Origin of the sequence: Streptomyces sp. LHD-70 (assembly GCF_031157275.1) — a bacterium.
Lineage (GTDB): Bacteria > Actinomycetota > Actinomycetes > Streptomycetales > Streptomycetaceae > Streptomyces.
Genome location: NZ_JAVIFW010000001.1, coordinates 135798 through 158427, shown reverse-complemented (window position 1 = coordinate 158427; position 22630 = coordinate 135798). Strand labels below are relative to the sequence as shown.

Here is a 22630-nt window from a genome sequence, read left to right as displayed (position 1 = left end):
ACGACTGCCGAGAAGAAGCCCGAGAAGACCGAGGAGACGGGGAAGACGGGGAAGACGGAGAGGACAACAGAAAAGACGGAGCCGTACGGTCACCCCCTCCGCCCGGGTCGAACAGCACCTGCGCACGCATCCGTACGTGCTCGGCCGCAGCACGCCGGTGCCGAACCCCCGCCCGTACGCCGCTCGTTCGGTAGGGAGCCCGGCCGCGGCGCACCGCAGGACGATGCCGCATCCGGCCGTCCGACGACGGGCCACGGCCCGGGCCGCTCGTCGCAGCGGCGGTGAAGGAGCGGCGCGGGGAACCGGAGGAGCGAGGAGCGCGAGGCGATCGAAGAGTCATGCCCGCGACGCTATGCAGGTCCGAACGAACTTGCTGATCTTGGTCAATTCCTGTGGATTACCCGGGAGTTGTGGATAACTCCGTCACCCACACGAGTCACAAGTACCGACAGCGGCGCCCGGCATGACAGCCCTACCGCGGCGAGACAACCGCCCCCAGCAGCCCCGGCCCCGTGTGCGCCCCGATCACCGCGCCCACCTCGCTGACATGCAGCTCGGCCAGCCCCGGCACCCGCTCCCTGAGGCGGTCCGCGAGTGCGCTCGCGCGCTCCGGCGACGCCAGGTGGTGCACTGCGATGTCCACCTCGCTGACACCGGCCCGCTCCGTCACGATCTCCTCGAGCCGGGCGATGGCCTTGGAGGCGGTGCGCACCTTCTCCAGCAACTCGATCCGCCCGTTGTCCAGTTGGAGCAGCGGCTTGACCGCGAGCGCCGAGCCGAGGAGCGCCTGTGCGGCCCCGATCCGGCCGCCGCGGCGCAGGTAGTCCAACGTGTCGACGTAGAAGTAGGCGGAGGTGGAGGCCGCGCGCTTCTCGGCCGCGGCCACCGCGTCGTCCGCCGTACCGCCGGCGTCGACCGCCTCCGCTGCGGACAGCGCGCAGAACCCGAGGGCCATCGCGACCATGCCGGTGTCCACCACGCGTACGGGAACGGGGGCGTCCTTGGCCGCAAGCACCGCCGCGTCGTACGTACCGGAGAACTCCGCCGAGAGGTGGAGCGACACGATGCCCGTCGCTCCCGATTCGGCAACGCGACGGTAGGTCTCGGCGAACAGCTCGGGGCTCGGCCGGGAGGTGGTCACCGGCTGGCGCTTCTGCAGTGCGGTGGCGAGCGAGCGGGCCGAGATCTCGGTGCCCTCTTCCAGCGCCTGGGCGCCCAGGACCACGGTCAGCGGGACCGCGGTGATGCTGTGCCGCTCCATCGCCCGCTGCGGCAGGTAGGCCGTTGAATCCGTGACGATCGCGACATGGCGGGACATGAGCTGGAGATTACCTGTCTGGCCCCGCGTCCGGCAGCCCGGGGCCTGCGGGTGGTCATCAGGGTGGATCAGCAGGCGCACCTGCGGTGCGGCACAGTCGCCAAACTGTGCCTGTCCGTATCCCGAGACGTGCCTGACCGTTCTCCGGGTTCGCGAAAACCCAGCTCAGAACGCCCGCCCGGGATCCTGCTCAAGTCCGCCGCCCATAAACGGGCTCACGCGATCCGCTTCAGGTAGATCTCTTCAGGTAAACCGCCTCACGCAAACCGCCTCACGTAGACCACTTCAGGTCGTGCTCTCCGGCTTCACGTCCTTCTGCCACGGGTATGTGGGCGCCGGTCTGCTCGGCTCGATCGCCTCAGGCCCACGCTCGGCATCCGCCGCAGAGCGATCCGAACGATCCGACCGCTCCGACCGCTCCGACCGCTCCGACCGCTCCGACCGCCCATCGGGCCACGTCTGCTCCGTGGGCGCCGCAGGGCCGTCGACGAGCGTCGGCTCGGGCCACGAAGGAGCGGCCGGCCGCGAAGGAGCAGCCGCCTTCCCCTCCACGTCCCCCTCCGAACCCGTCTCGGCCGGCCCGGCCGGGGTCCAGTGCCGCAGCGCGCCGGACTCCATGTCGATCTGCCGCCCCAGCTCCGCCAGGTCGCCGTCGGCGAAGTTGCGGGCGCGGTCGTGGGCGGCCCAGCGCAGAGAGTCCGCGGCCTGAGTGATCTGGTCCGTACGCTCCTTGAGGTCGGGCAGCCGCTGTGCGAGGCGGGCCTTGTCCGGGTCGCGCTCCAGGCGCTTCAGCTCACGGTCCAGCTCGTGCCCATGCGCGCTCAGGCGGTCGAAGAGACGCAGCGCCTCCTGCAGCGAGGCATCCTCCTGGGCGCCGCTGCCGAGGGCCTCCTGGGTGGCCTTCATCGTCGACCGCAGTTGCACGCGCAGCCGCGCCAGCTCGCCCACGGGGCCGGGCTGGGCGTACGTCTTCGCCTTCAGGGTGGTGTCCTCGACCGTGCGGCGGGCCTGCTCGATGGTTCGGTCCACTCCGCGCGCGGCGGCCTTCGCGACCTTGATCGTGACGAACACCCCCAGCACCACGAAGAGCGCGAAAAGCACCGCCAGTACGGCGATCGCTTCACCCATGACGGGCCTCCGGGGGTCTTGACGACGGTCTCTTCCACGGTAAACGCAGACAGGCAGGCCGAGGGTTCCTTCGAACCCCCAACCTGCCCGTAGGGGACATCCCTGCCACCGCGTCAGGCACCGACGCTCGGCAGGTGACGCATCAGGCCGGAACGATGTTGACCAGCTTCGGCGCCCGCACGATCACCTTGCGGATGCCCGCGCCGGCCAGCGCCGCCACCACCTTCTCGTCGGCCAGGGCCGCCTTCTCCAGCTCCTCGTCCGAGATCGACGGGGACACCTCCAGGCGCGCCTTGACCTTGCCCTTGATCTGCACGACGCAGGTCACGGCCTCGTCGACGACGTACGCCGGGTCGGCGACCGGGAACTCCTCGTGGACGACCGACGAGTCGTGGCCCAGCTTGCGCCACAGCTCCTCGCCGATGTGCGGGGCCAGCGGCGCGATCAGCAGCACCAGACGCTCGGCGACCGAACGCTGCACCGGGCCACCTGACTTGGTCAGGTGGTTGTTCAGCTCGGTGATCTTGGCGATGGCGGTGTTGAACCGCATGCCGTCCAGGTCCTGGCGGACGCCGTCGATCGCCTTGTGCAGGGCGCGCAGCGTGTCCTCGTCGGGCTCGGCGTCGGACACGGTGACCGCGCCGGTCGCCTCGTCGACGACGTTGCGCCACAGCCGCTGCAGCAGCCGGAACTGGCCCACCACCGCGCGCGTGTCCCACGGCCGGGAGACGTCCAGGGGGCCCATCGCCATCTCGTAGAGGCGCAGGGTGTCCGCACCGTACTCGGCGCAGATCTCGTCCGGAGTGACCGCGTTCTTCAGGGACTTGCCCATCTTGCCCAGCTCGCGCTTGACCGGCTCGCCCTCGAAGAAGTACTTGCCGTCGCGCTCCTCGACCTCGTCGGCCGGCACCGGGAAGCCACGGCTGTCGCGGTAGACGTACGCCTGGATCATGCCCTGGTTGTACAGCTTGTGGAACGGCTCGGAGGACGCGATGCAGCCCAGGTCGAACAGCACCTTGGACCAGAAACGCGCGTACAGCAGGTGCAGTACGGCGTGCTCCTGGCCGCCCACGTACAGGTCGACGCCGCCGTGCGGCTGGCCCTCACGCGGGCCCATCCAATAGCGCTCGATTTCCGGGTCGACCAGCTTGTCGTCGTTGTGCGGGTCCAGGTAGCGCAGCTCGTACCAGCAAGAACCGGCCCAGTTGGGCATGGTGTTGGTCTCGCGGCGGTACGTCTTGACGCCGTCGCCCAGGTCCAGCTGGACGTTGACCCAGTCCTCGTTGCGCGACAGCGGGGTCTCCGGGGAGGTGTCCGCGTCGTCCGGGTCGAAGGTGCGCGGGGAGTAGTCCTCGACCTCCGGCAGCTCCAGGGGCAGCATCGACTCGGGCAGCGAGTGCGCGATGCCGTCCTCGTCGTAGACGATCGGGAAGGGCTCGCCCCAGTAGCGCTGGCGGCTGAACAGCCAGTCACGCAGCCGGAAGTTGACGGTGCCCTCGCCGACGCTCCGCCGCTCCATCCACTCGGTGATGCGCGCCTTGGCCTCGGCGACGCCCAGGCCGTCCAGGGAGATGTCGTCGTTCGACGAGTTGATGATCTTCGCGTCGTACGAGCCGAAGGCGTCCTCCCAGGTGGAGGTGTCCGTGCCGCGGCCGTCGGTCGGCTCGACGATGCAGTGGATCGGCAGCTCGAAGGCCCGCGCGAACTCGAAGTCGCGCTGGTCACCCGCGGGGACGGCCATGATCGCGCCGGTGCCGTACCCCATCAGGACGTAGTCGGCGATGAAGACCGGGACCTGCTCGCCGTTGACCGGGTTGGTCGCGTACGCGCCGATGAAGACGCCGGTCTTGTCCTTGGCCTCGGCCTGGCGCTCGACGTCGGACTTGGTCGCGGCCTGCTTGCGGTACGCGGCGACGGCCTCGGCGGGCGTCGCGTGGCCGCCGGTCCAGACGTCGTGCGTGCCCTCGGGCCAGGCGTTCGGGGTGAACTTCTCGACCAGCGGGTGCTCGGGCGCCAGGACCATGTAAGTGGCGCCGAACAGGGTGTCCGGGCGGGTCGTGAAGACCGTGATGCGCTCGCCGTCGATCGGGAAGTCGACGCGGGCGCCCTCGGAGCGGCCGATCCAGTTGCGCTGCTGCAGCTTGATCGCCTCGGGCCAGTCCACGCCGTCCAGGTCGTCGATCAGGCGGTCCGCGTAGGCGGTGATGCGCATGTTCCACTGGCGCAGCTTGGACTTGAAGACCGGGAAGTTGCCGCGCTCGGAGCGGCCGTCGGCGGTGACCTCTTCGTTCGCCAGTACGGTGCCCAGGCCGGGGCACCAGTTGACGGGGGCGTCGGAGGCGTACGCCAGGCGGTAGTGGCCCAGGACCTCGGCGCGGTCGGCCGGGCTCAGCTCGGACCACGCGCGCGTGGTGCCGGTTTCGTCGGCGGGCACAGGGCGCTCGCCGCTCTCGAACTGGGCGACCAGCTCAGTGATCGGCCGGGCCTTCTTCGCGTCCTTGTCGTACCAGGAGTTGAAGATCTGGACGAAGATCCACTGGGTCCACTTGTAGTAGTCCGGGTCGATCGTCGCGAAGGAGCGGCGCTTGTCGTGGCCCAGGCCCAGGCGGCGCAGCTGCGCCTTCATGTTGACGATGTTGGCCTCGGTGGAGACCCGGGGGTGGGTGCCCGTCTGCACGGCGTACTGCTCGGCGGGCAGGCCGAAGGCGTCGAAGCCCAGGGTGTGCAGGACGTTGTGCCCGGTCATGCGCTGGAAGCGCGCGAAGGCGTCGGTCGCGATGTATCCCAGCGGGTGGCCGACGTGCAGGCCCGCGCCGGAGGGGTACGGGAACATGTCCATGATGAACTTCTTGGGCCGGCCGGCGAGCGACGGGTCACCGGCCATGTCTCCGCTCGGATTCGGCGCCTCATAGGTGCCGTTCTCGTCCCAGAAGTCCTGCCAGCGTGCCTCGATGTTCGCGGCCAGGGTGGCCGTGTAGCGGTGCGGTGCTGCCACTTCGGCAGCAGAATTCGTCTCGCTCATGATCCTTAAGGCTCCATCGATCGTCTCTGCCGGCGTTTTCGGCTGCGACGTACAGCCGAAATGAAAAATCCCCTCACACAGGAGGGGACGCCGCGCTGACTCCGACCGCCTTCGCTGGAAGGCCGTGGTCGGTACTGATCAGCGCGGCTCGCTAAGCAGAAGGCGTACGGCACGCATGGCGTCAGGGTACCGCAGCGCCCACGGGGGTCGCACCGAGCTTCCAGGACCGCCCGAGTTCCGGATTTCCTTCCGGGTTTCAGCCCAAGGGTTACTCGGCGTACCGGCGCCTATCGGGGCAACACAACAGACCGATCGCCACTGGATAACAACGCAATAACTCAAACCCCTTACTGGCCGGTATGGAGCCACTTAGCATGCGGCCCGGGACGCGCTTTGCCGAACCATTCGGAGTGACCCCATGAACCCTCCACAAACTTCCGTGCACGTTCGAGATCCACATCAACGCTCCGGTCCCGCACCGGAGTTGAGCCGCACCGCTCGCGGCGGTCTGATCGCCGCGCTGCTCCTCCTGATCCCCCTCGTCGTCCTCACCGGAGGCGACGGGCTGCGGGGCGCCCTCGACTTCACCACAGGGGTGCTCGCCCTCGTCGCCCTGACCTGCTCGATCGTCTGGGGCCTGGTCGCCTCCGACCGGATCTTCCTCAGCACCCGCCACAGACTGCTCGCCCAGGCAGTGCACCGGGCCACGGCGATCGCCGCTATCGGCTTCCTGCTGCTGCACGGCACGGTGAAGGTGGTCCTCGACCACGTGTCGCTCGTCGGCGCTCTGGTGCCGTTCTCGCTCGGCCCGAGCGGCACGGGCGTGCTGATCGGCCTGGGCGCCCTGGCCGGGCTGCTCATGGTGGTCACCGGCGTCACGGGCGCCCTGCGCAGCGCCTTCGCCTCCCCCGCCCGGGTCGCCGGCCGCTGGCGCGCGCTGCACACCCTGGCCTACCCGGCCTGGTGCGCGGCGCTGGTGCACGGCCTGTACGCGGGCCGAGAGCCCAGTGGCTGGGTCGTCGCCCTGTACTGCCTGTGCCTGGTCGCCGTCGGCGGTGCCCTGGCCCTGCGCTCCGCACCACCGCCGATCAAGCGCCAGGTGGCCCGCCGCCTCCTGGAACTGCTCGATCAGGCACCGCGCGGCCGCCGATCCGCCCACCGGCAGCCGCCCCGCAGGCAGACCCCACTGCCCGGAATGGAGCCCACCTCGACCACGCCGCAGACGGCCACCGACATCCCCACCCGACCCGACTGGGCACCGCACACGCCACCGCGCGGACAGGAGCACGATTTCGCTCCCTACGGGCAGGAGCACCGCTTCGATGCGCCCGCCCCCGAACACCGCTACGCGCCGCCCGCTCCCCCGCTCGGCGAAGCCCCACCCTGGCCGTCCGTCGGACCGGCGGCAAGGACCGACATGACGGCCGCCTACCGCGCCCTGTCCGCGCCCTACGCCCACCAGCCCGCCCCACTGCCACCCCGGCCGACGCGCGCCCCGCACACGGGCCAGGAGCCGGTGTACACGGGCCAGGAGCCGCCCGCGTACACACCGCGCGCGTACGACCCGTACGACTCCGGTGAGACGCCGACGGTCACGCCTCGCCCCTTTGCGGGGAGCGAGGAACCCGACAGCGCCCGCCCTTCCCCTCACGTCCCCGCGCAACAGCACAGGCTCTACGGGCAGCCCACGTCCGGTGAGCCCTGGAGCGCATCCGGCTCCACAGGAGGCTGTCCTTGAAATCCCGCTCTCCAGGGAGCCGTACCTCTCCAGGAGGCCGTCCTTGAACGCTCCGCTCCCCGACGTCCCCGAAGTGCGTGTCGTCGGCCTCCCCCAACTCACCTCGGGCTTCGACCTGGTCGAGCGGCTCGACCTGGCCCTGCACCTCAAGGTGCACGGTCCGCTGGAGCCGGTGGCCGGTGAGCGGCTCGCCGCGCTGGCCGACGAGGTACTGCTGCGCGGCCGCGGCGGCGCCGGTTTTCCCTTCGCGAGAAAGCTGCGGGCCGTCGCCCGCACGGCGATCGGCCGTGGCATCCGCCCGGTCGTGGTGGTCAACGGAAGCGAGGACGAGCCCGCCTGCCGCAAGGACACCGTGCTCCTCAACCGCGCGCCGCACCTCGTCCTCGACGGCGCGCTCCTTGCCGCCGAGGCACTGGGCGCACGGACCCTGGTGATCGGTGTCACGCGCGACTCGACCGAGGCGGCGATGACAGCGGCCCTCGCCGAAAGAGGCCTCACCAACCGGCGAAACGCGGCACTACGCGCGCGTGTCCAGCGAAACCCGCACCGCATGGTGACCGGCGAGGCGTCCGCCCTGGTGCGCTCCGCTGAGGGCGGCCCCGCACTGCCGCCGGGGCGCAAGGTCCGCGCATCCGACACCGGTGTCGGTGGCGCGCCCACGCTGCTGTCCAACGCGGAGACGTTCGCCCAACTCGCCGTCGCCGCACGGATCGGACCGGCCCGCTACCGCAACACCGGCCTGCGCGACGAACCCGGCACCGTCCTGCTGACCCTCTCCGGCTCGGTGGCCCGCCCCATGGTCATCGAGGTGCCCACGGGCGTGCCGCTGCGGTACGTCCTTCAGCTGGCCGGCGCCCCGCCGCTCCCCCAGGGCGTGCTGACGGGCGGCTATCACGGCCGCTGGCTGGACGCGACAGCCGCACGCGACGCCATCGTGTCCCGCGCCGCCCTCGAGGCGATAGGCGGCGCCCTGGGCGCGGGCGCGGTGCTGCCGATCGGCCCCGAGACGTGCCCGCTCGGCGAGGCTCTGCGGGTGGCGAACTGGCTGGCCGCGGAGAGCACCGGCCAGTGCGGCCCCTGCCGCCTCGGCCTGCCCGCCGCGGCAGGCGGCCTCGCCGACCTCCTCACGGACGGCGGCCCCACGGCCCTCGAAGCGCTGCGCGAAGTGGTCTCGGCGGTCCGCGGGCGTGGGGCCTGCAAGCACCCGGACGGTACGGCGAGCTTCGTGGAGTCGACGCTGGCGGCGTTCGCGGACGACGTCGCAGCGCATGTGCTGAGCGGTGGCTGCGGCCGTCGTACCAGAGGCCTGCTGCCGTTGCCCACCGCCGCCGGAGCGCCCGATCCGGGGGCGACGAGCGGGGAGCGGCTCGCCGTCGACTGGACCCTCTGCGAGGGGCACGGCCTCTGCGCGGACGTCGTGCCCGAGCTGATCAGGCTCGGCCCCGACGGCTTCCCCGCGGTCGCGGACGCCTCGGTGCCGCTGCAGCTGCGCGGACGCGCCCAGCGGGCCGTACGGCGCTGTCCCGCGCTCGCCCTGCGTCTGGAGCGGAGCGCCCCTGAGGCGCGCCCCGCACTGCCCGGGCCAGTCGGCCGCAAGGCCCTGGACAGCGGCCGGAGTTGAACAAAGCAGGCACACACAAAGAAGAGCGGGTCGTCCGATTCGGACGACCCGCTCTCCAACTTCTGTGGAGCTAAGGAGAATTGAACTCCTGACCTCTTGCATGCCATGCAAGCGCTCTACCAACTGAGCTATAGCCCCTTGCGGTGTACCGCCCGGGTTTTCCCCGCGGCGACGTCGACAACATTACCGGTCCCCCGCCGCTCCTCCAAATCGTTTGTCCGCCCCACCGGCGACGACATCCCACCCGGTACTGTCAGCACGCGTGACCACACAGGGACGAGCGGCCGCGAACACCGACGAAAGGCTCGAGCAGGACCGGGCCGGACACGATGCGCAGACCCCGCCGGACGGCGGCGTGGCAGCCCCCGGCCGGCGTCGGCTCCTGATCGCCCTCCTGGTCTGCCTGGCGTCGTTCAGCGCCTTCTGGGTCGCCCAGCGCCTCGCCGGCGTCACGCTCCTCGATGTGATGGTCTACCGCGCCGAGGGCTGGACCGTCCGCAACGGCGGCGATCTCTACGCCCTGGAAGCGACCATCCACAAGCTGCCGACGACGTACCCGCCGTTCGCCGCCCTGCTGTTCACACCGCTGACGCTGCTCGGCGTCCCGGAGATGCGCACCTTCGCGACCGGCTTCAACCTGGTGCTCGTCCTGGCCGTCGTCCACCTGTCGCTGCGCCTGGTCGGCGTCGAGCGGCGCTCGCAGCGGCTCGTGGTCGCGCTGTGGGTGGCCGCGCTCCTCGTGTGGTGCGAGCCGGTCTGGACGACCCTGCGGTACGGGCAGATCAACCTGCTCCTCGCCGTGCTCGTGCTGTGGGACCTGACCCGCCGCCCCGGCAACCGCTGGGCCGGGATCGGCATCGGCATCGCGGCCGCGATCAAGCTCACCCCCGCGCTGTTCGCCGTCATGCTGGCGCTCGCGGGACTCGTGCAGGCGGTGCGCCTCGCGCGTGCCGGGCAGCAGTGGTGGAACCCGTGGCTGCGCCGCTCGGTGCTCGCCACGGTCACGTTCCTCGCCGTCACCGCGGCGTCCTGGCTGGTCCTGCCGTACGACTCGAAGCGGTTCTGGACGGAGATGGTGTTCGCCGCGAGCCGTCCGGGCCAGGCCGAGGACACGGCGAACCAGTCCTTGCGCGGTGTTCTGGCGCGGCTGCTGCACACCGCCGACCCGGGCGCCGCCTACACAGTGGTGGCGGCTCTCGTCGCCGTGGCCGGGCTCACCGTGGCGGTCGTTTCGCTGCTTCGCGCGCGCGACGCCTGGGCGGTCACCTGCTGCGCGGTGACCGCGTTGCTGATCAGCCCGATCTCGTGGTCGCACCACTGGGTGTGGATCGTGCCCGTACTGATTCTGCTCGGTGCCGAGGCAAGGCGTACGCGCGGTGCGTGGTTCAGGGCAGGGACGGCCGGGATGGCGGTGCTGTTCTTCTCGTTCGCGCTGTGGTGGGTGCCGCACGCCGGAGGGAGTGCCACGTCACGCCCCGAACTCGACCAGAACGCCTGGCAGTTCATGCTCTCCGCGGGCTACACGCTGGCCGGTCTCGCGTTCCTCGCCGTGGCCGCCCGGCGACTGCGCGAAAACCGGCACCACGCGCGCGTGCCCGTGCCGAGGCAGCCTCAGGCCGGCAGGGCTCAGGCCGTCGCGAACGAGTAGAAGCGCTTGAGCGTGCAGTGCTCGTCCAGGAGCCTGCCGTAGATCGGCTCGCCCTCGAGCTCGCGGTACGTCTCGATGGGGTCGCCTTTTATGATCAGCGCCCGCGCGCATTCCTCGCACCAGTACTGGTACTCGGAGTTGACCGGCTCCATGTCGCGGACGATCGGCGTACCACTGCCACACCAGTCGCACTTCCGCCTGTGTGCACCCATCGATCAGCTCCAGCTGTGGCCGCAGGCCGTGCACACGTAGGAGATCCCGCCGTTGTCGCCGAGGACCTGGGCGACGTGGGCGGAACCGCAGGACGGGCAGTTGAGAGAGGTGCGGATCGCGGGGCAATCGCACGGGGGGCAGGTGAAACGGAGCGCGTACTCCGGCAGCCAGTCGTAGCCCTGCGCCTCGGCCACGTCGAGCAGGTCGTTGACCTCCTCGAGGATGCTCGCAGGCATCGCGCTTCTCCCTCCCGTCGGGCGCCCTTCGCCGGTTGTGCAGCCCCCCTTCCGGCCCGGCCGATTCTGCCACGGACCGCCAGATGGGTCAGCGACGCGTGCGTACCGGTCCGGACACGGCGCCCAGGACGGCCGTCACCGCAAGTGCCAGGCAGCACACCAGAAGGGCGTCGGCGGAGCGCTGCCCGGCCGGGACGGCCGCCGTGTCCGCTAGGCGCCCGAGGAAGAGGCTGCCGAACATGGCCACGCCGACGAGCTGACCGAGTTGTGTGACGGTCGCGAGCAGCCCGCTGGCATCCGCCGCGTCCTCCTGGCGTACGCCGGCAAGGGCACCGGTCAGGGACGGGCTGTAGCCCAGCGCGAGGCCCAGGCCGACGGCCGCGAACGCCACGTACAGCCACGGACCTCCGGAGGAGCCGTCGCGCAGCAGCAGGCCGACCGCCGCACCGGACACCGCGGCCACGGTGAACCCGGCCGGGACCAGGGCCCGTTGGAGCGGGCGCGGCCAGCGCGCCCAGGTCAATCCGACCACGCCGAACACCAGGGCCGTCGGCGCGAACGTGAGCCCCGTCCGGAGCGCACTGTGTCCGAGACCTGCCTGGAAGTGCAGGGTCAGGACGAACAGGAAGCCCGCGTTCACCGCCATGACGAGCAGGATCCGGACGGCGGCCGCACCGATCCCGGGAATCCGCAGCACGCGCGGTGCGATGAGCGGCGCCCCGCCCCGCGCGGAGAGGCGATGCTCGTACGCCACGAATATGGCCAGAAACACGGCACTTGAGGCGAGGGAGAGCCAGGACCACAGCGGCCAGTCCTGTTCCTGGCCGAGCACGAGCGGGACCGTGAACAGCGAGACGGCCGCGGCGAGCAGCAGCAGGCCCGGCAGGTCGAAGGCACGGGCGGCCCGCGCGCGGGTGTCGCGGGGCAGCACCCGGGCTCCTGCGGCGAGCAGGGCGAGGCCGATCGGGACGTTGACGAGGAACACGGGCCGCCAGCCGCTGCCGAAGAGGTCGGCCGCGACCAGGACCCCGCCGACGACCTGTCCCGCCGCGGCGCCGACGGCGAGGACCGCCGCGTAGGCGCCGAGGGCCCGCACGCGCGCGTGGCCGGTGAAGTTCCGCTGGATCAGGCTGAGCACCTGCGGAATCATCACCGCCGCTCCAGCGCCCTGGCCGAGCCGGAAGGCGATCAACTGGCCCGTGTTCTGGGCGAGTCCACAGGCCAGCGAGGCGGCCGTGAAGAACGCGAGCCCCAGGAGCATGACGCGGCGGTTCCCGAACCGGTCCCCGAGCCGCGCGCCGGTGATCAGGAGCACCGCGTACGAGACGGTGTAGCCGGCCACCACGAGCTGCAGGCCCGCGCCGGACGCGGCGAGTCCGGCGCGGATGCTGGGCGCCGCGACATTCACGATGAAGACGTCGAGAAGTGCCATGAACTGGGCGGCGAGCACCACGGCGAGGAGCCTGCGAGGCTGCACGGGAGTCGCGTTGTCAGTGCCAAGGTCTTTACTGGGCACAGCGGTTGTCGTCATGGGAGCGAGCGTGACCGCCCACGCCCGCGCCTCACGAGAGCCCGCTGATACGGGTACTGACACCACCTGGCAACAGCACCCGATCCGATCGACCCTGGGGGATGTGACGACCGTGACGGAGACAGTGGGTGCCAGGGGCCGCAGGCCCGAGCTGGCCGCGTTCCTGCGCAGCCGCCGGGCCCGGGTGACCCCCGCCGACGTGGGCATGCCACCGGGCCTGCGCCGCCGTACCCCCGGCCTGCGCCGCGAGGAGGTCGCCCAGCTCTCCGGCGTGGGCGTGACCTGGTACACGTGGTTGGAGCAGGGCCGCCCCATCAACGCCTCACCGCAGGTCCTGGACGCCGTGGCGCGCACACTCCGCCTGGACGAGGCCGAGCGCGAGCACCTCTACCAACTGGCGGAGGTGGCGTACGTCCCACCGCGCGGCCCCGCCACGGACTGCGTCGGCTCAGAGATCCAGGGCATCCTCGACGCCCTGGACCCCCACCCTGCGGTGGTCTACAACGCGCGGTACGACGTCCTCGCCACCAACCCCGCCTATCTGGACCTCTTCGACACCCCGGCGATCCGCTCGGTGGGTGTCTACAACACGCTGTGGGCGCTGTTCACGCTCGACGAGACGGAGTGCCCGGTGGTGTTCCGGGACACGGAGCTCCCGATGATGGTGGCCCAGTTGCGCCAGGCGTACGGCTCCCATGTGGGCGAGTCCGCCTGGGAGGACTTCGTGCGCGATCTGTCCACCGCGAGCCCGTACTTCGCGGAGCTGTGGCGCAGTGGGAACGTGGTGACGCCCGGCCCGCGCGTGAAGACCTTCCGGCACAGAAAGGTCGGCGAGATACGCATGACGTCGGTGTCCCTGTCGATCAACGGCATGCCCGAGTGCCGGATCGTGACGTACACCCCGGCCGACGAGGAGAGCAGGTCCCGCACGGCCGCGCTGGGCGCACACCGGAGTCGGACGGGTCGCGAAAGGCCGCGTACAACGCGAAATCCCGCCCCCTGATGGGGACGGGATTCTGGTGACTGTGGAGCTAAGGAGAATTGAACTCCTGACCTCTTGCATGCCATGCAAGCGCTCTACCAACTGAGCTATAGCCCCTGGTGTTCTTCCCGCTCGGCGGGCGAACAAGAAGAACTTTAGCCTGCGACCTGCCGGAAAGTGAAATCCGGGTTCCTGGCCTCCGGCAGCGGGATCAGTCGTCGTCGCCGAGGACCGGTTCCGGCAGTGTGCCCGCGTTGTGCTCGAGCAGCCGCCAGCCGCGGGCGCCCTCACCGAGCACCGACCAGCAGCAGTTGGAGAGGCCGCCGAGGCCCTCCCAGTGGTGCGGATCGAGGCCGAGGAGCCTGCCGATCGTGGTGCGGATCGTGCCGCCGTGGCTGACCACGACGAGCGTGCCGCCGTCGGGCAGCTTGTCCGCGTGCCCGAGGACGACGGGCGCGGCCCGCTCGGCGACCTCGGTCTCCAGCTCGCCGCCGCCCCTGCGCACGGGCTCGCCGCGCTTCCACGCGGCGTACTGCTCGCCGTACTGCGCGATGATCTCGTCGTGCGTGAGGCCCTGCCAGTGGCCGGCGTAGGTCTCCCGCAGGGCGTCGTCGTGCGCGACGTCGAGGCCGGTCAGGGCGGCCAGTTCGGTCGCGGTGGCGGCGGCGCGCTTGAGGTCAGACGCGACGATGGCGTCCGGCTTCAGGGAGGCGAGCAGCCGGGCCGAGCGGCGGGCCTGGGCCACGCCCTCGTCGGTCAGCTCGATGTCCGTGCTGCCCTGGAAGCGGCGCTCCAGGTTCCAGGCCGTCTGGCCGTGCCGCCACAGGACGAGGCGGCGGCCGCGGCCGCCGGAGGCGTTCAGGAACGAGCTCTTGGAGCTCACCGGAGGTCTCCGGCGCTGTCGGCGTCCGCCTCCTGCTGCTCGGCGTGCTTGGCGCCCTTGCCTCGGGTGGCCTTGGCGTCCTCGGGCAGGTCGAGCTCGGGGCAGTCCTTCCACAGGCGCTCGAGGGCGTAGAAGACGCGCTCCTCGCTGTGCTGGACGTGCACCACGATGTCCACGTAGTCGAGGAGGATCCAGCGGGCGTCGCGGTCGCCCTCGCGGCGCACGGGCTTGGCGCCGAGCTCCTTGTTGAGCTTCTCCTCGATCTCGTCGACGATCGACTTGACTTGGCGGTCGTTGGGCGCGGAGGCCAGCAGGAAGGCGTCCGTGATGGAGAGGACGTCGCTGACGTCGTAGGCGATGATGTCGTGCGCGAGCTTGTCGGCGGCCGCCTGTGCGGCAACGTTGATGAGCTCGATGGAGCGGTCCGTCGCGGTCACTACGAGGCTTTCTTTAGGCGGTCAGTACCCGTCAAGGGTCTCACGGACCACGGACAGCACCTCCAACAATTACTCGGGCCCCGGCTGCACACGCGCGTGCGGCCGGGGCCCGAGGCGGTACGGGGCGCCGCTGCGGGCGGCTCAGCCCGCCCGATAGTCGGCGCCGAGGACGACTCCGACGTCGGCGTTCGCGGCGACCTTGCCCTTCCTGACGGCGCTGCTCGGCAGGTCGAGGGTCTTGGCGACCTCCTCCGCCTCCGCCTTCTGGGCGGCATCGGCGTACGTGACCTGCGACGCCGTGCCCGCCCGTGCGCTGCCCCGGACCACGGCCCAGCCGCCGTTGACGAGGTCGACGCGGGCGCTCTGCACCGACTGGGCGGCGCCGGAGACGCTGATGCGCACCGCGTCGCCCTGGTCGGGGCTCTTGACCTTGCCGCCGAGCACGTCCTTGACCACGGCCCGCGTGGCCTGCTCGGTGAGGGTGCCGTCCTGCTGCACGGGCAGAACCGACGTCTTATAAGCGCCGGTTTTCGCGTGCTCGGCGAGCTTCGCGAGCGAGGCGCCCAGATCGTTCTCCTTGAGAGACGGATCGAGGATCTGGGTGAGGGTTTTGACGGTGGTGGTGGCGGCGTCCGGGTCGCTGGAGATCTTCCGCAGGACGCCGTGCATCACCGCGCCGAACCGCTGCAGCTGCGCCGTCTCGCTCTCGCCCGGTGCCCTGTAGGTGGCGTACGCGACGGCCATCGGGCCGCTCAGGGTCTGCTTCTCGCCCTTCTTGACGAGCGGCGCCTCGCCCTTCTTCTTCGCCTCGGGGTCCGGCACGTTCGCATCGGTGTCGATCTCGATGTTGCCGACGAGTTCGACGAGGTTGTTGAGGTACGGGGTGTCGAGGCGCCAGGTGCCCTCGATGCGGGTGCCGAGGAGCGAGTCGATGGCCTCACGGGTGCCGCCGGCGCCGTCCTCGTCGACGGACTTGCCTAGGGTCGTGGCGGCGCCGTCCTCGTCGGTCACGGAGAGCGAGTTGGGCAGCAGCACGGTGGAGCCCTGCCCGGTGGTGGTGTTGTCGACGAGCAGGGCGGTGGACGTGCCGCGCTTCTTGGTGTTGTGCAGGTGGAGCACGATCACGTCGCGCTTCTGGGGCCCACTCGCCGCGGCGCCGCCGCCCTCCGAACCGGACAGTCCGGGCAGCTTGCCCGCGTGCCAGAGGTAGCCGACGCCTCCGGTCAGCGCGAGCACGAGCACGACGACGAGGGCGATCAGGCGGTTGCGGCCGCGGCGCTTGGCCTCTTCGCGGCGCTCCGTGCGGGACTCGGTGAACTTCAGCCAGTCGATGACGTCCTCGGACTCGTCGTCCGGCTCCTCGACGAACTGGAACTGCTCGGTGCGGTACTCGTCCTCCGCGCGTGACAGCCCGGGCGCCGGGGGCTGGTTCCGCTGCGGAGGGGTCTGCGGCTGCGGCTGAGGGCGCTGCTGCTCGGGGTGCGGCTGCCCGGGGTGCGGCTGCTGGGGCACCCACGCGGTCTGCTCGTCGACACGCTGCTGCTGTCCGGTGCCGGCCGCCTGCCCGTACGGGTCGTACGCGGTGTCGCGGCCCTGGCCGTACGCAGGGCCGCCGTACCCCGGATCGCCGTATCCGCCCTGGCCGTGGCCGCCGTTGTCGTAGGCGGTGTTGCCGTAGGCCGTGGTGTCGTAGCCGCGATTGTCGTATCCGGGCTGCTCGGCGTACGGGTCGTAGCCGTAGCCCTGGGGCTGCTGCTGGTTCCCGTACGGCTCGTAGCCCGGGGGCTGCTGCGGGGGCTGCTGGGGTTGCTGCTGCGGGGGAACCTGCTGGTACACCGGCTGCCCGTACTCGTCGTAGCCGACGATCTCGTAGCGGCCCTCTGCGTACGGGTCGTAAGGCTCGTACTGTCGGTCGTTCACCGGTGCCCCTCTCGGCTCACTCGCCGCGGTACAGCTCGCGCTTGTCGATGTAGCGCACCACGCCGTCCGGCACCAGATACCAGACCGGGTCCCCCTTGGCGACCCGCACACGGCAGTCCGTCGAGGAGATCGCGAGGGCGGGCACCTCGACCAGCGAGACCCCGCCTTCCGGAAGACCGTCGTCCGACAGGTGGTGGCCCGGCCGGGTGCAGCCGATGAAGTGCGCGAGGGAGAAGAGTTCCTCCGCGTCCCGCCAGGTGAGGATCTGGCCGAGTGCGTCGGCACCGGTGATGAAGAACAGATCCGTCTCGGGGTTGAGCGCGCGCAGATCGCGCAGAGTGTCGATCGTGTACGTCGGTCCGGCGCGGTCGATGTCGATGCGGCTGACCGAGAACTGCGGGTTCTCCGCAGTCGCGATGACCGTCATGAGGTAGCGGTCCTCGGCCGGGGAGACGACCTTGTGGCTCTTCTGCCACGGCTGCCCGGTCGGCACGAACACGACCTCGTCCAGGTGGAACTGAGCGGCCACCTCGCTGGCGGCCACCAAGTGCCCGTGGTGGATCGGGTCAAACGTTCCGCCCATGACGCCGAGACGGCGCTTGCCCGAGATCGACGGGCCGGTAGGCATGTCCTGCTCTCCCATGCGTGCAGACCCTACCGGCCTTGGGCAAGTGGCCCGTCGGCGGCGGTGTGCGGATCAGCGGTCGCGGTTGAAGCGGGTGGTGATCCAGAGGAGCAGCATCAGACCGACGAACGCACCGATACCGGTGACGTAAGGGCTGATGCTCGCGTGCTCGTCTACGTGCTCACCGCCGCCGGAGGCGAGGGTGACCAGCTGGGCGGTGGTGGTGTGGAGGCTCATCGTCGGCAGGACCTATCCGGGTGGGAGCGGGCTTGAGACTTCCCGCACATCGTATGCGGGCACCTCGCGGGCGCTCACGCCGACTCCGCCCCGGCGGACGTTCCGGGCCCACCTCAGGGTCGTCGCACGGGCTCGCGCGGGTCGGCTCAGGGTCGTCGCACGGGCTCGCGCGGGTCGACTCAGGGCCGTTGCAACCGGGCTCGCGAAGGTCGGCTCAGGCGTCGTCGTGCGGGTCCTCGCGGTCGTCGTCCGCGTCCCTGCGGTAGCCGCGGAGCAGCAGCCAGGCGAGCAGGACGGCGCCGACGAGGGAGGCGACGAGGACGATCCGCAGGGTGTTGCCCGGCCCCTGGTCCTTCGCGGCGAGCTCGGCGAACTCGGCGGCGGCCAGCAGGGCACTGTGGCCGTACTCCATGACTCGTACTCCTTCGGTGTGCTGCCAAGCCACCGTAGCCCGCGCGGGAAAAACGGATCGATGTGACCCCGTCGCGGCGGAACCGAAGCGCATAGGCTGGACGTTCTTGGGGGGCGGGACCAGCCGCAGAAAAATTGGGGGCCACATGACCGAGAACTCCGGACGCCACGAGAACCTCCCGGGCCGGCAGCGCCGACGCTTCCCCGGGATCTCCTCGCGGGCGTACGAACACCCGGCGGACCGTTCGGCGCTGGTGGCCCTGCGCCGGCTCAGCGGTTTCGACACCGTCTTCAAGGCGCTCAGCGGCCTGCTGCCGGAGCGCAGCCTGCGGCTGCTGTTCCTGTCGGACTCGGTGCGGGTGAGCGACGCCCAGTTCACGCACCTCAACACCATGCTGCGCGACGCCTGTTACATCCTGGACCTGGAGAAGGTCCCGCCGATGTACGTCACGCAGGACCCCAAGCCGAACGCGATGTGCATCGGTCTGGACGAGCCGATCATCGTCGTCACGACCGGCCTGGTGGAGCTGCTCGACGAGGAGGAGATGCGCGCCGTCGTCGGTCACGAGGTGGGGCACGCCCTCTCCGGCCACTCGGTGTACCGCACGATCCTGCTGTTCCTCACCAACCTCGCTCTGAAGGTGGCGTGGATCCCGCTGGGCAACGTCGCGATCATGGCGATCGTGACGGCGCTGCGCGAGTGGTTCCGCAAGTCGGAGCTGTCCGCGGACCGCGCGGGCCTGCTCGTCGGCCAGGACCTGCAGGCATCCATGCGCGGCCTGATGAAGATCGCGGGCGGCAACCACCTGCACGAGATGAACGTGGACGCGTTCCTGGCCCAGGCCGAGGAGTACGAAGCGGGCGGCGACCTGCGCGACTCGGTCCTGAAGATCCTGAACGTCCTGCCCCGCTCGCACCCCTTCACCACGGTCCGCGCGGCCGAGCTGAAGCTCTGGTCCGAGTCCCGTGACTACCAGCGGATCATGGACGGCCACTACCCGAGGCGTGACGAGGACAAGGACACCTCGGTCTCCGACTCCTTCCGCCAGTCCGCGTCGAGCTACGCCAGCGATGTCCGTACGTCCAAGGACCCGCTGATGAAGCTGGTCTCGGACATCGCGGGCGGCGCGGGCGACCTGGGCGGCAAGCTGCGGGACAAGTTCACGGCGGCGGGCTCCGGTACGAGCGGCGCGCCCAGCGGCGAGGACGACCGGGACGACCGCCAGGGGCACGACGGCCCCGACGGCGACGACACCCGCTGACCCGAGGCACCGCCCGCACGCGTACGGACCTGCCTGCCTACGGACCTACCTGCTTACGGACTTACCTGCTTACGGACTTACCTGCTTACGGACCTACCTGCTTACGGACGCGGCGAAGGCTGAGCCGACCCCGCCAGCGTCCCGCACAGCGCCGCGTCCTGCGCCCCGCTCGCGTACGGATCGGTGCCCGCGGGGCCGCCCGGCTTCGCCGTCTCTCCGGCGTGCAGGGGCCGCAGCCGGTCGGCCGAACCGGTGGAGCAGGAGAGCGGCCCGGCCTGGACGTGCGAGGCGAGCAGTTCGGTGCGCTGGCGCTGGAGGTCCTCGCGGTCGAAGCGGAAGTGCAGTTCGCGGCGGACGGTGAAGAGGCTGGCCCGCTCGTCGTCCCCGCCCACGGGCCGTACGGCGTAGACGAAGGTGTGCTCGGAGGTCACGTCGATGAGCTCGGAGTTCACCTCGGTGGCGCGCATCCGGCCCTGGACGCGGACGCGCGGGTCGGCCAGCTCGGTGCGGGCCGGGTCGAACCGGACGAGCCAGCCGGTGGCGGCATGGCGGCCGTCGGCGGCGGGCCTCTCGAAGCTGCGGTCGAACTGGTCCAGCTGGTCCGGGTCGAGCAGGATCCGCACGGAGCGCACCTCGCCCCCGGTGAGCGCGTCGGGGTCGAGGGAGGACGCCACGAGGTAGTCCTTGGCTGTGGTCAGGGCGGTGAGGACCTGGCTGTCGGAGAAGTGCTCGGTGCGCTGCTCCGCGGGCAACCCGATCCCGGCGGCCCCGGCCTTGAACTGCTTGGCGGGACTGCGGGACAGCAGCTCGGAGACGTCCTGCGCGCCGGGCACGGGCCCGCGCGGCGCGAGGGGGACGACGGTCGTCCGCAGCGGGTCGGCGGGCCGGTGGCGAGGGGGCGGGGCCGGGTTGCGTACGCCCATGAAGATCGCCGTGGCGAAGGCGACCGCGATCAGCAGGACGAGGATCAGCGCCTGCCGGGACAGCGAGCCGGATCCGGTGGCGGCAGCGGCGGGGCGGCGGCGCACGGCGGGCGCGTGCTCGCCGACGCGCTCGCGCGCGGAGAACTCCTGGAGGCGGGCAGCGCGTACGAACGACTCGTCGAAGACGACGGATCGGTACTCTTCCTCGCCTCCACCGGGGACGCCTTCTGGTGTGCCTTCGGGTGTGCCCTCAGGTGGGTCTCCAGGCCCGGCCATACTTTCAGGGTAGGTCTCCGGCGCCTCGGGTAAACGCGCTGGTACGCGTCAACTTCCGGCAGGGCCAGAGAACTTACCGGCATGGGCTTACGCAGGGCGTACGCCGAGACGCACGTCAGGGCATCCGCGGCTGCACCGGCAGGGCGGGCGCGGAGCGATCGGCCGGGACGGACGGGCCGACCGGCATGGAGGGGCTGCTGTCGACGCCGCTCGTGGCGGGCGACGGAACCGGGTCCTGGCGGGGGGACGCGTTGCCGCGGTAGACGGCGGTGAAGGCGAGAGCGACCATGCCGATGCCCATGACGAGGGCGAGCACCCAGGCGACGGGCCGGTGCCAGCGGCCCGGAGCGCGGCGCCCGGCAAAGAAACCGTCCGCGTCGCAGTCCGCGCAGAACCCGGTGATCCCGTGCTCGGCGCACCCGGCGTGCCCGCGCCGCCCCCGCCGGCGGGCATGCCCATAGGGGGCGTACGGATCGTCCCCCTCCGGATCGTGACCGAATTCGTCCGCGTACCCGTCTCCGAAGGCGAGACGCTCGTACTCGTCCCGGTCGTCGTCGTACGGGCCGTCCGGGTCGTCCGGGTCGTCCGGATCGTCCGGGTCGTGTTCGCGGCGGGTGCGGCCGCGGCGGCGGTGTTCGGCCTCGGCCCGCGCCTCGGCCGCGGCGAGCAGGCGCTCGACGGCGCTGGGCTCGTGGAAGGCGGCGGAGCGGACGAAGTCCTCGTCGAAGACCACGGCGGCGAACTCGTCGTCCGCACGTCCGTGGTCGCGGTCGTCGTCGGGCTCCCGGCCGTCCGAAGACGGCGTGCCCCCCACGTCCTCCGGCACGGGTCCAGAGTAGACCTGGGGGGTCAATTTGGGCAGGGCGTAAGGGAATTCGCCGCTTCGTACGCGTACGCCGTACGGCTCAGCGGGTGTGGCCGTCGCCGGTGACGATGTACTTCGTCGAGGTCAGCTCGGGCAGGCCCATCGGGCCGCGGGCGTGCAGCTTCTGCGTGGAGATGCCGATCTCGGCGCCGAAGCCGAACTGGCCGCCGTCGGTGAACCGCGTCGAGGCGTTCACGGCGACCGTGGTGGAGTCGACCAGCTGGGTGAAGCGGCGGGCGGCCTGCTGCGAGGTGGTGACGATGGCCTCGGTGTGCCCGGAGGTCCAGAGCCGGATGTGCTCGACGGCCTTGTCGAGGGAGTCGACGACGGCGGCGGCGATGTCGTACGAGAGGTACTCGGCCTCCCAGTCCTCGGGCGTCGCGGGCACGACGGTGGCGTTGGACTTCTCCGCGTGCTCAAGGACTCGCTCGTCGGCGTGCACAGTGACGCCGGCCTCGGCGAGCGCGTCGAGGGCGCGCGGCACGAAGGCGTCGGCGATGTCCTGGTGGACGAGGAGGGTCTCGGCGGCGTTGCAGACGCTGGGGCGCTGCGCCTTGGAGTTGATCAGGATGTCGACGGCCATGTCGAGGTCGGCGTGGGCGTCCACGTAGACGTGGCAGTTGCCGGTGCCGGTCTCGATGACGGGGACCGTGGACTCCTCGACGACGGTCTTGATGAGGGAGGCGCCGCCGCGCGGGATGAGCACGTCGACGAGGCCGCGGGCGCGCATCAACTCCCGTACGGAGTCCCGGGATTCACCCGGTACGAGCTGCACGGCGTCGGCCGGCAGACCCGCGCCGCCGACGGCGTCGCGCAGGACGCGGACGAGCGCGGTGTTGGAGTGGTACGCGGAGGACGAGCCGCGGAGCAGCACCGCGTTGCCGGACTTGAGGCAGAGGGCGGCGGCGTCGACGGTGACGTTGGGGCGGGCCTCGTAGATGATCCCGACGACGCCGAGGGGGACGCGGACCTGGCGCAGGTCGATGCCGTTGGGCAGGGTCGAGCCGCGCACGACTTCGCCGACCGGGTCGGGCAGGGCCACCACGTCCCGTACGTCGGAGGCGATGGCGCGGACGCGCTCCGGGGTGAGGGTGAGGCGGTCGACGATCGACTCGCTGGTGCCGGCGGCGCGGGCCTTGGCGATGTCCTCGGCGTTGGCCTCGACGATCTCCTTGGTCCGCACTTCGAGGGCGTCCGCGATGGCCAGCAGCGCGTCGTCCTTGGCGGCCCGTGGCAGCGGCGCGATGTCGGCGGCCGCGGCGCGGGCGCGGTAGGCGGCCTGGGCGACCGGGGACATGTCGGCATACGGGGAGAGCGAGGTCATGCCCGCAGCGTAACGGGGGCGCTCGCGGCG

At 71.0% G+C, this 22630-nt stretch carries 20 protein-coding genes and 2 tRNA genes; 5 read left to right on the top strand and 17 right to left on the bottom strand.

The window, feature by feature from the left end; translation table 11 throughout:
• Positions 1 to 472 precede the first annotated feature (472 nt).
• From RCO28_RS00665 to leuS, 3 genes are all read right to left on the bottom strand, one after another.
• Positions 473 to 1318 carry a DegV family protein gene (locus tag RCO28_RS00665; RefSeq protein WP_308938903.1) on the bottom strand — a complete coding sequence of 282 codons (846 nt, stop codon included), beginning with the start codon at positions 1316 to 1318 and terminating at the stop codon, positions 473 to 475.
• A gap of 285 nt (positions 1319 to 1603) precedes the next feature.
• Positions 1604 to 2446 (bottom strand): hypothetical protein, encoded by an 843-nt coding sequence (locus RCO28_RS00660; protein ID WP_308938902.1) that lies wholly within the window; start codon positions 2444 to 2446, stop codon positions 1604 to 1606.
• A 142-nt stretch (positions 2447 to 2588) separates the two neighbouring features.
• Complete coding sequence (gene leuS, locus RCO28_RS00655) at positions 2589 to 5468, bottom strand: leucine--tRNA ligase (protein ID WP_308938901.1); 2880 nt, start codon at positions 5466 to 5468, stop codon at positions 2589 to 2591.
• 484 nt (positions 5469 to 5952) lie between these two features.
• Here leuS and RCO28_RS00650 point away from each other — a divergent pair, with 484 nt between their 5' ends.
• Together RCO28_RS00650 and RCO28_RS00645 are read left to right on the top strand one after the other, a co-directional pair.
• Positions 5953 to 7206: a hypothetical protein gene (locus tag RCO28_RS00650; RefSeq protein ID WP_308938900.1), complete on the top strand. Its 1254-nt coding sequence runs from the start codon at positions 5953 to 5955 to the stop codon at positions 7204 to 7206.
• 43 nt (positions 7207 to 7249) lie between these two features.
• Positions 7250 to 8827, top strand: a complete 1578-nt coding sequence (locus RCO28_RS00645; RefSeq protein ID WP_308938899.1) for an NADH-ubiquinone oxidoreductase-F iron-sulfur binding region domain-containing protein — start codon at positions 7250 to 7252, stop codon at positions 8825 to 8827.
• A 65-nt stretch (positions 8828 to 8892) separates the two neighbouring features.
• Here RCO28_RS00645 and RCO28_RS00640 read toward each other — a convergent pair.
• Positions 8893 to 8965: transfer RNA gene (locus tag RCO28_RS00640), tRNA-Ala, on the bottom strand.
• A gap of 217 nt (positions 8966 to 9182) precedes the next feature.
• Between RCO28_RS00640 and RCO28_RS00635 the strand changes: the two genes are divergently transcribed.
• Positions 9183 to 10475, top strand: a complete 1293-nt coding sequence (locus tag RCO28_RS00635) for a glycosyltransferase 87 family protein (protein WP_308939647.1) — start codon at positions 9183 to 9185, stop codon at positions 10473 to 10475.
• On the opposite strand, the gene RCO28_RS00630 is transcribed toward RCO28_RS00635, so the two are convergent.
• From RCO28_RS00630 to RCO28_RS00620, 3 genes are all read right to left on the bottom strand, one after another.
• Positions 10454 to 10687: a hypothetical protein gene (locus RCO28_RS00630; RefSeq protein WP_282536901.1), complete on the bottom strand. Its 234-nt coding sequence runs from the start codon at positions 10685 to 10687 to the stop codon at positions 10454 to 10456. The genes RCO28_RS00635 and RCO28_RS00630 overlap by 22 nt on opposite strands.
• A 3-nt stretch (positions 10688 to 10690) precedes the next feature.
• Entirely contained in the window at positions 10691 to 10924 is a 234-nt protein-coding gene (locus tag RCO28_RS00625) for a hypothetical protein (RefSeq protein ID WP_308938898.1), read from the bottom strand.
• Positions 10925 to 11012: 88 nt separating this feature from the next.
• Positions 11013 to 12455 (bottom strand): MFS transporter, encoded by a 1443-nt coding sequence (locus RCO28_RS00620; protein WP_374991066.1) that lies wholly within the window; start codon positions 12453 to 12455, stop codon positions 11013 to 11015.
• Between the two features lie 94 nt (positions 12456 to 12549).
• Here RCO28_RS00620 and RCO28_RS00615 point away from each other — a divergent pair, with 94 nt between their 5' ends.
• On the top strand, positions 12550 to 13458 hold the full coding sequence (locus RCO28_RS00615; protein WP_308939645.1) for a helix-turn-helix transcriptional regulator: 909 nt from the start codon (positions 12550 to 12552) through the stop codon (positions 13456 to 13458).
• A gap of 23 nt (positions 13459 to 13481) precedes the next feature.
• Here the strand turns inward: RCO28_RS00615 and RCO28_RS00610 are convergent.
• From RCO28_RS00610 to RCO28_RS00580, 7 genes are all read right to left on the bottom strand, one after another.
• Positions 13482 to 13554: transfer RNA gene (locus tag RCO28_RS00610), tRNA-Ala, on the bottom strand.
• A gap of 94 nt (positions 13555 to 13648) precedes the next feature.
• Positions 13649 to 14320 carry a histidine phosphatase family protein gene (locus RCO28_RS00605; protein ID WP_308938897.1) on the bottom strand — a complete coding sequence of 224 codons (672 nt, stop codon included), beginning with the start codon at positions 14318 to 14320 and terminating at the stop codon, positions 13649 to 13651.
• Positions 14317 to 14757: a ribosome silencing factor gene (gene rsfS / locus RCO28_RS00600; protein WP_308938896.1), complete on the bottom strand. Its 441-nt coding sequence runs from the start codon at positions 14755 to 14757 to the stop codon at positions 14317 to 14319. Before rsfS ends, RCO28_RS00605 begins: the two co-directional genes overlap by 4 nt.
• A gap of 141 nt (positions 14758 to 14898) precedes the next feature.
• Positions 14899 to 16677 carry an LCP family protein gene (locus tag RCO28_RS00595; protein ID WP_308938895.1) on the bottom strand — a complete coding sequence of 593 codons (1779 nt, stop codon included), beginning with the start codon at positions 16675 to 16677 and terminating at the stop codon, positions 14899 to 14901.
• Between the two features lie 16 nt (positions 16678 to 16693).
• Entirely contained in the window at positions 16694 to 17320 is a 627-nt protein-coding gene (gene nadD, locus RCO28_RS00590; RefSeq protein ID WP_308938894.1) for a nicotinate-nucleotide adenylyltransferase, read from the bottom strand.
• A gap of 54 nt (positions 17321 to 17374) precedes the next feature.
• Entirely contained in the window at positions 17375 to 17539 is a 165-nt protein-coding gene (locus tag RCO28_RS00585; protein WP_308938893.1) for a hypothetical protein, read from the bottom strand.
• Positions 17540 to 17753: 214 nt separating this feature from the next.
• Complete coding sequence (locus RCO28_RS00580; protein WP_308938892.1) at positions 17754 to 17951, bottom strand: hypothetical protein; 198 nt, start codon at positions 17949 to 17951, stop codon at positions 17754 to 17756.
• Positions 17952 to 18096: 145 nt separating this feature from the next.
• Between RCO28_RS00580 and RCO28_RS00575 the strand changes: the two genes are divergently transcribed.
• Positions 18097 to 19212 carry a M48 family metallopeptidase gene (locus RCO28_RS00575; protein ID WP_308938891.1) on the top strand — a complete coding sequence of 372 codons (1116 nt, stop codon included), beginning with the start codon at positions 18097 to 18099 and terminating at the stop codon, positions 19210 to 19212.
• A gap of 101 nt (positions 19213 to 19313) precedes the next feature.
• On the opposite strand, the gene RCO28_RS00570 is transcribed toward RCO28_RS00575, so the two are convergent.
• The 3 genes from RCO28_RS00570 to RCO28_RS00560 all read right to left on the bottom strand — a co-directional run bounded on the left by RCO28_RS00570 (position 19314) and on the right by RCO28_RS00560 (position 22600).
• Entirely contained in the window at positions 19314 to 20411 is a 1098-nt protein-coding gene (locus RCO28_RS00570; RefSeq protein WP_308938890.1) for a hypothetical protein, read from the bottom strand.
• A 115-nt stretch (positions 20412 to 20526) separates the two neighbouring features.
• Positions 20527 to 21237, bottom strand: coding sequence for a hypothetical protein (locus RCO28_RS00565; RefSeq protein WP_374991065.1), 711 nt, complete (start codon positions 21235 to 21237; stop codon positions 20527 to 20529).
• A 79-nt stretch (positions 21238 to 21316) separates the two neighbouring features.
• On the bottom strand, positions 21317 to 22600 hold the full coding sequence (locus RCO28_RS00560) for a glutamate-5-semialdehyde dehydrogenase (RefSeq protein ID WP_308938888.1): 1284 nt from the start codon (positions 22598 to 22600) through the stop codon (positions 21317 to 21319).
• Positions 22601 to 22630: the final 30 nt, after the last annotated feature.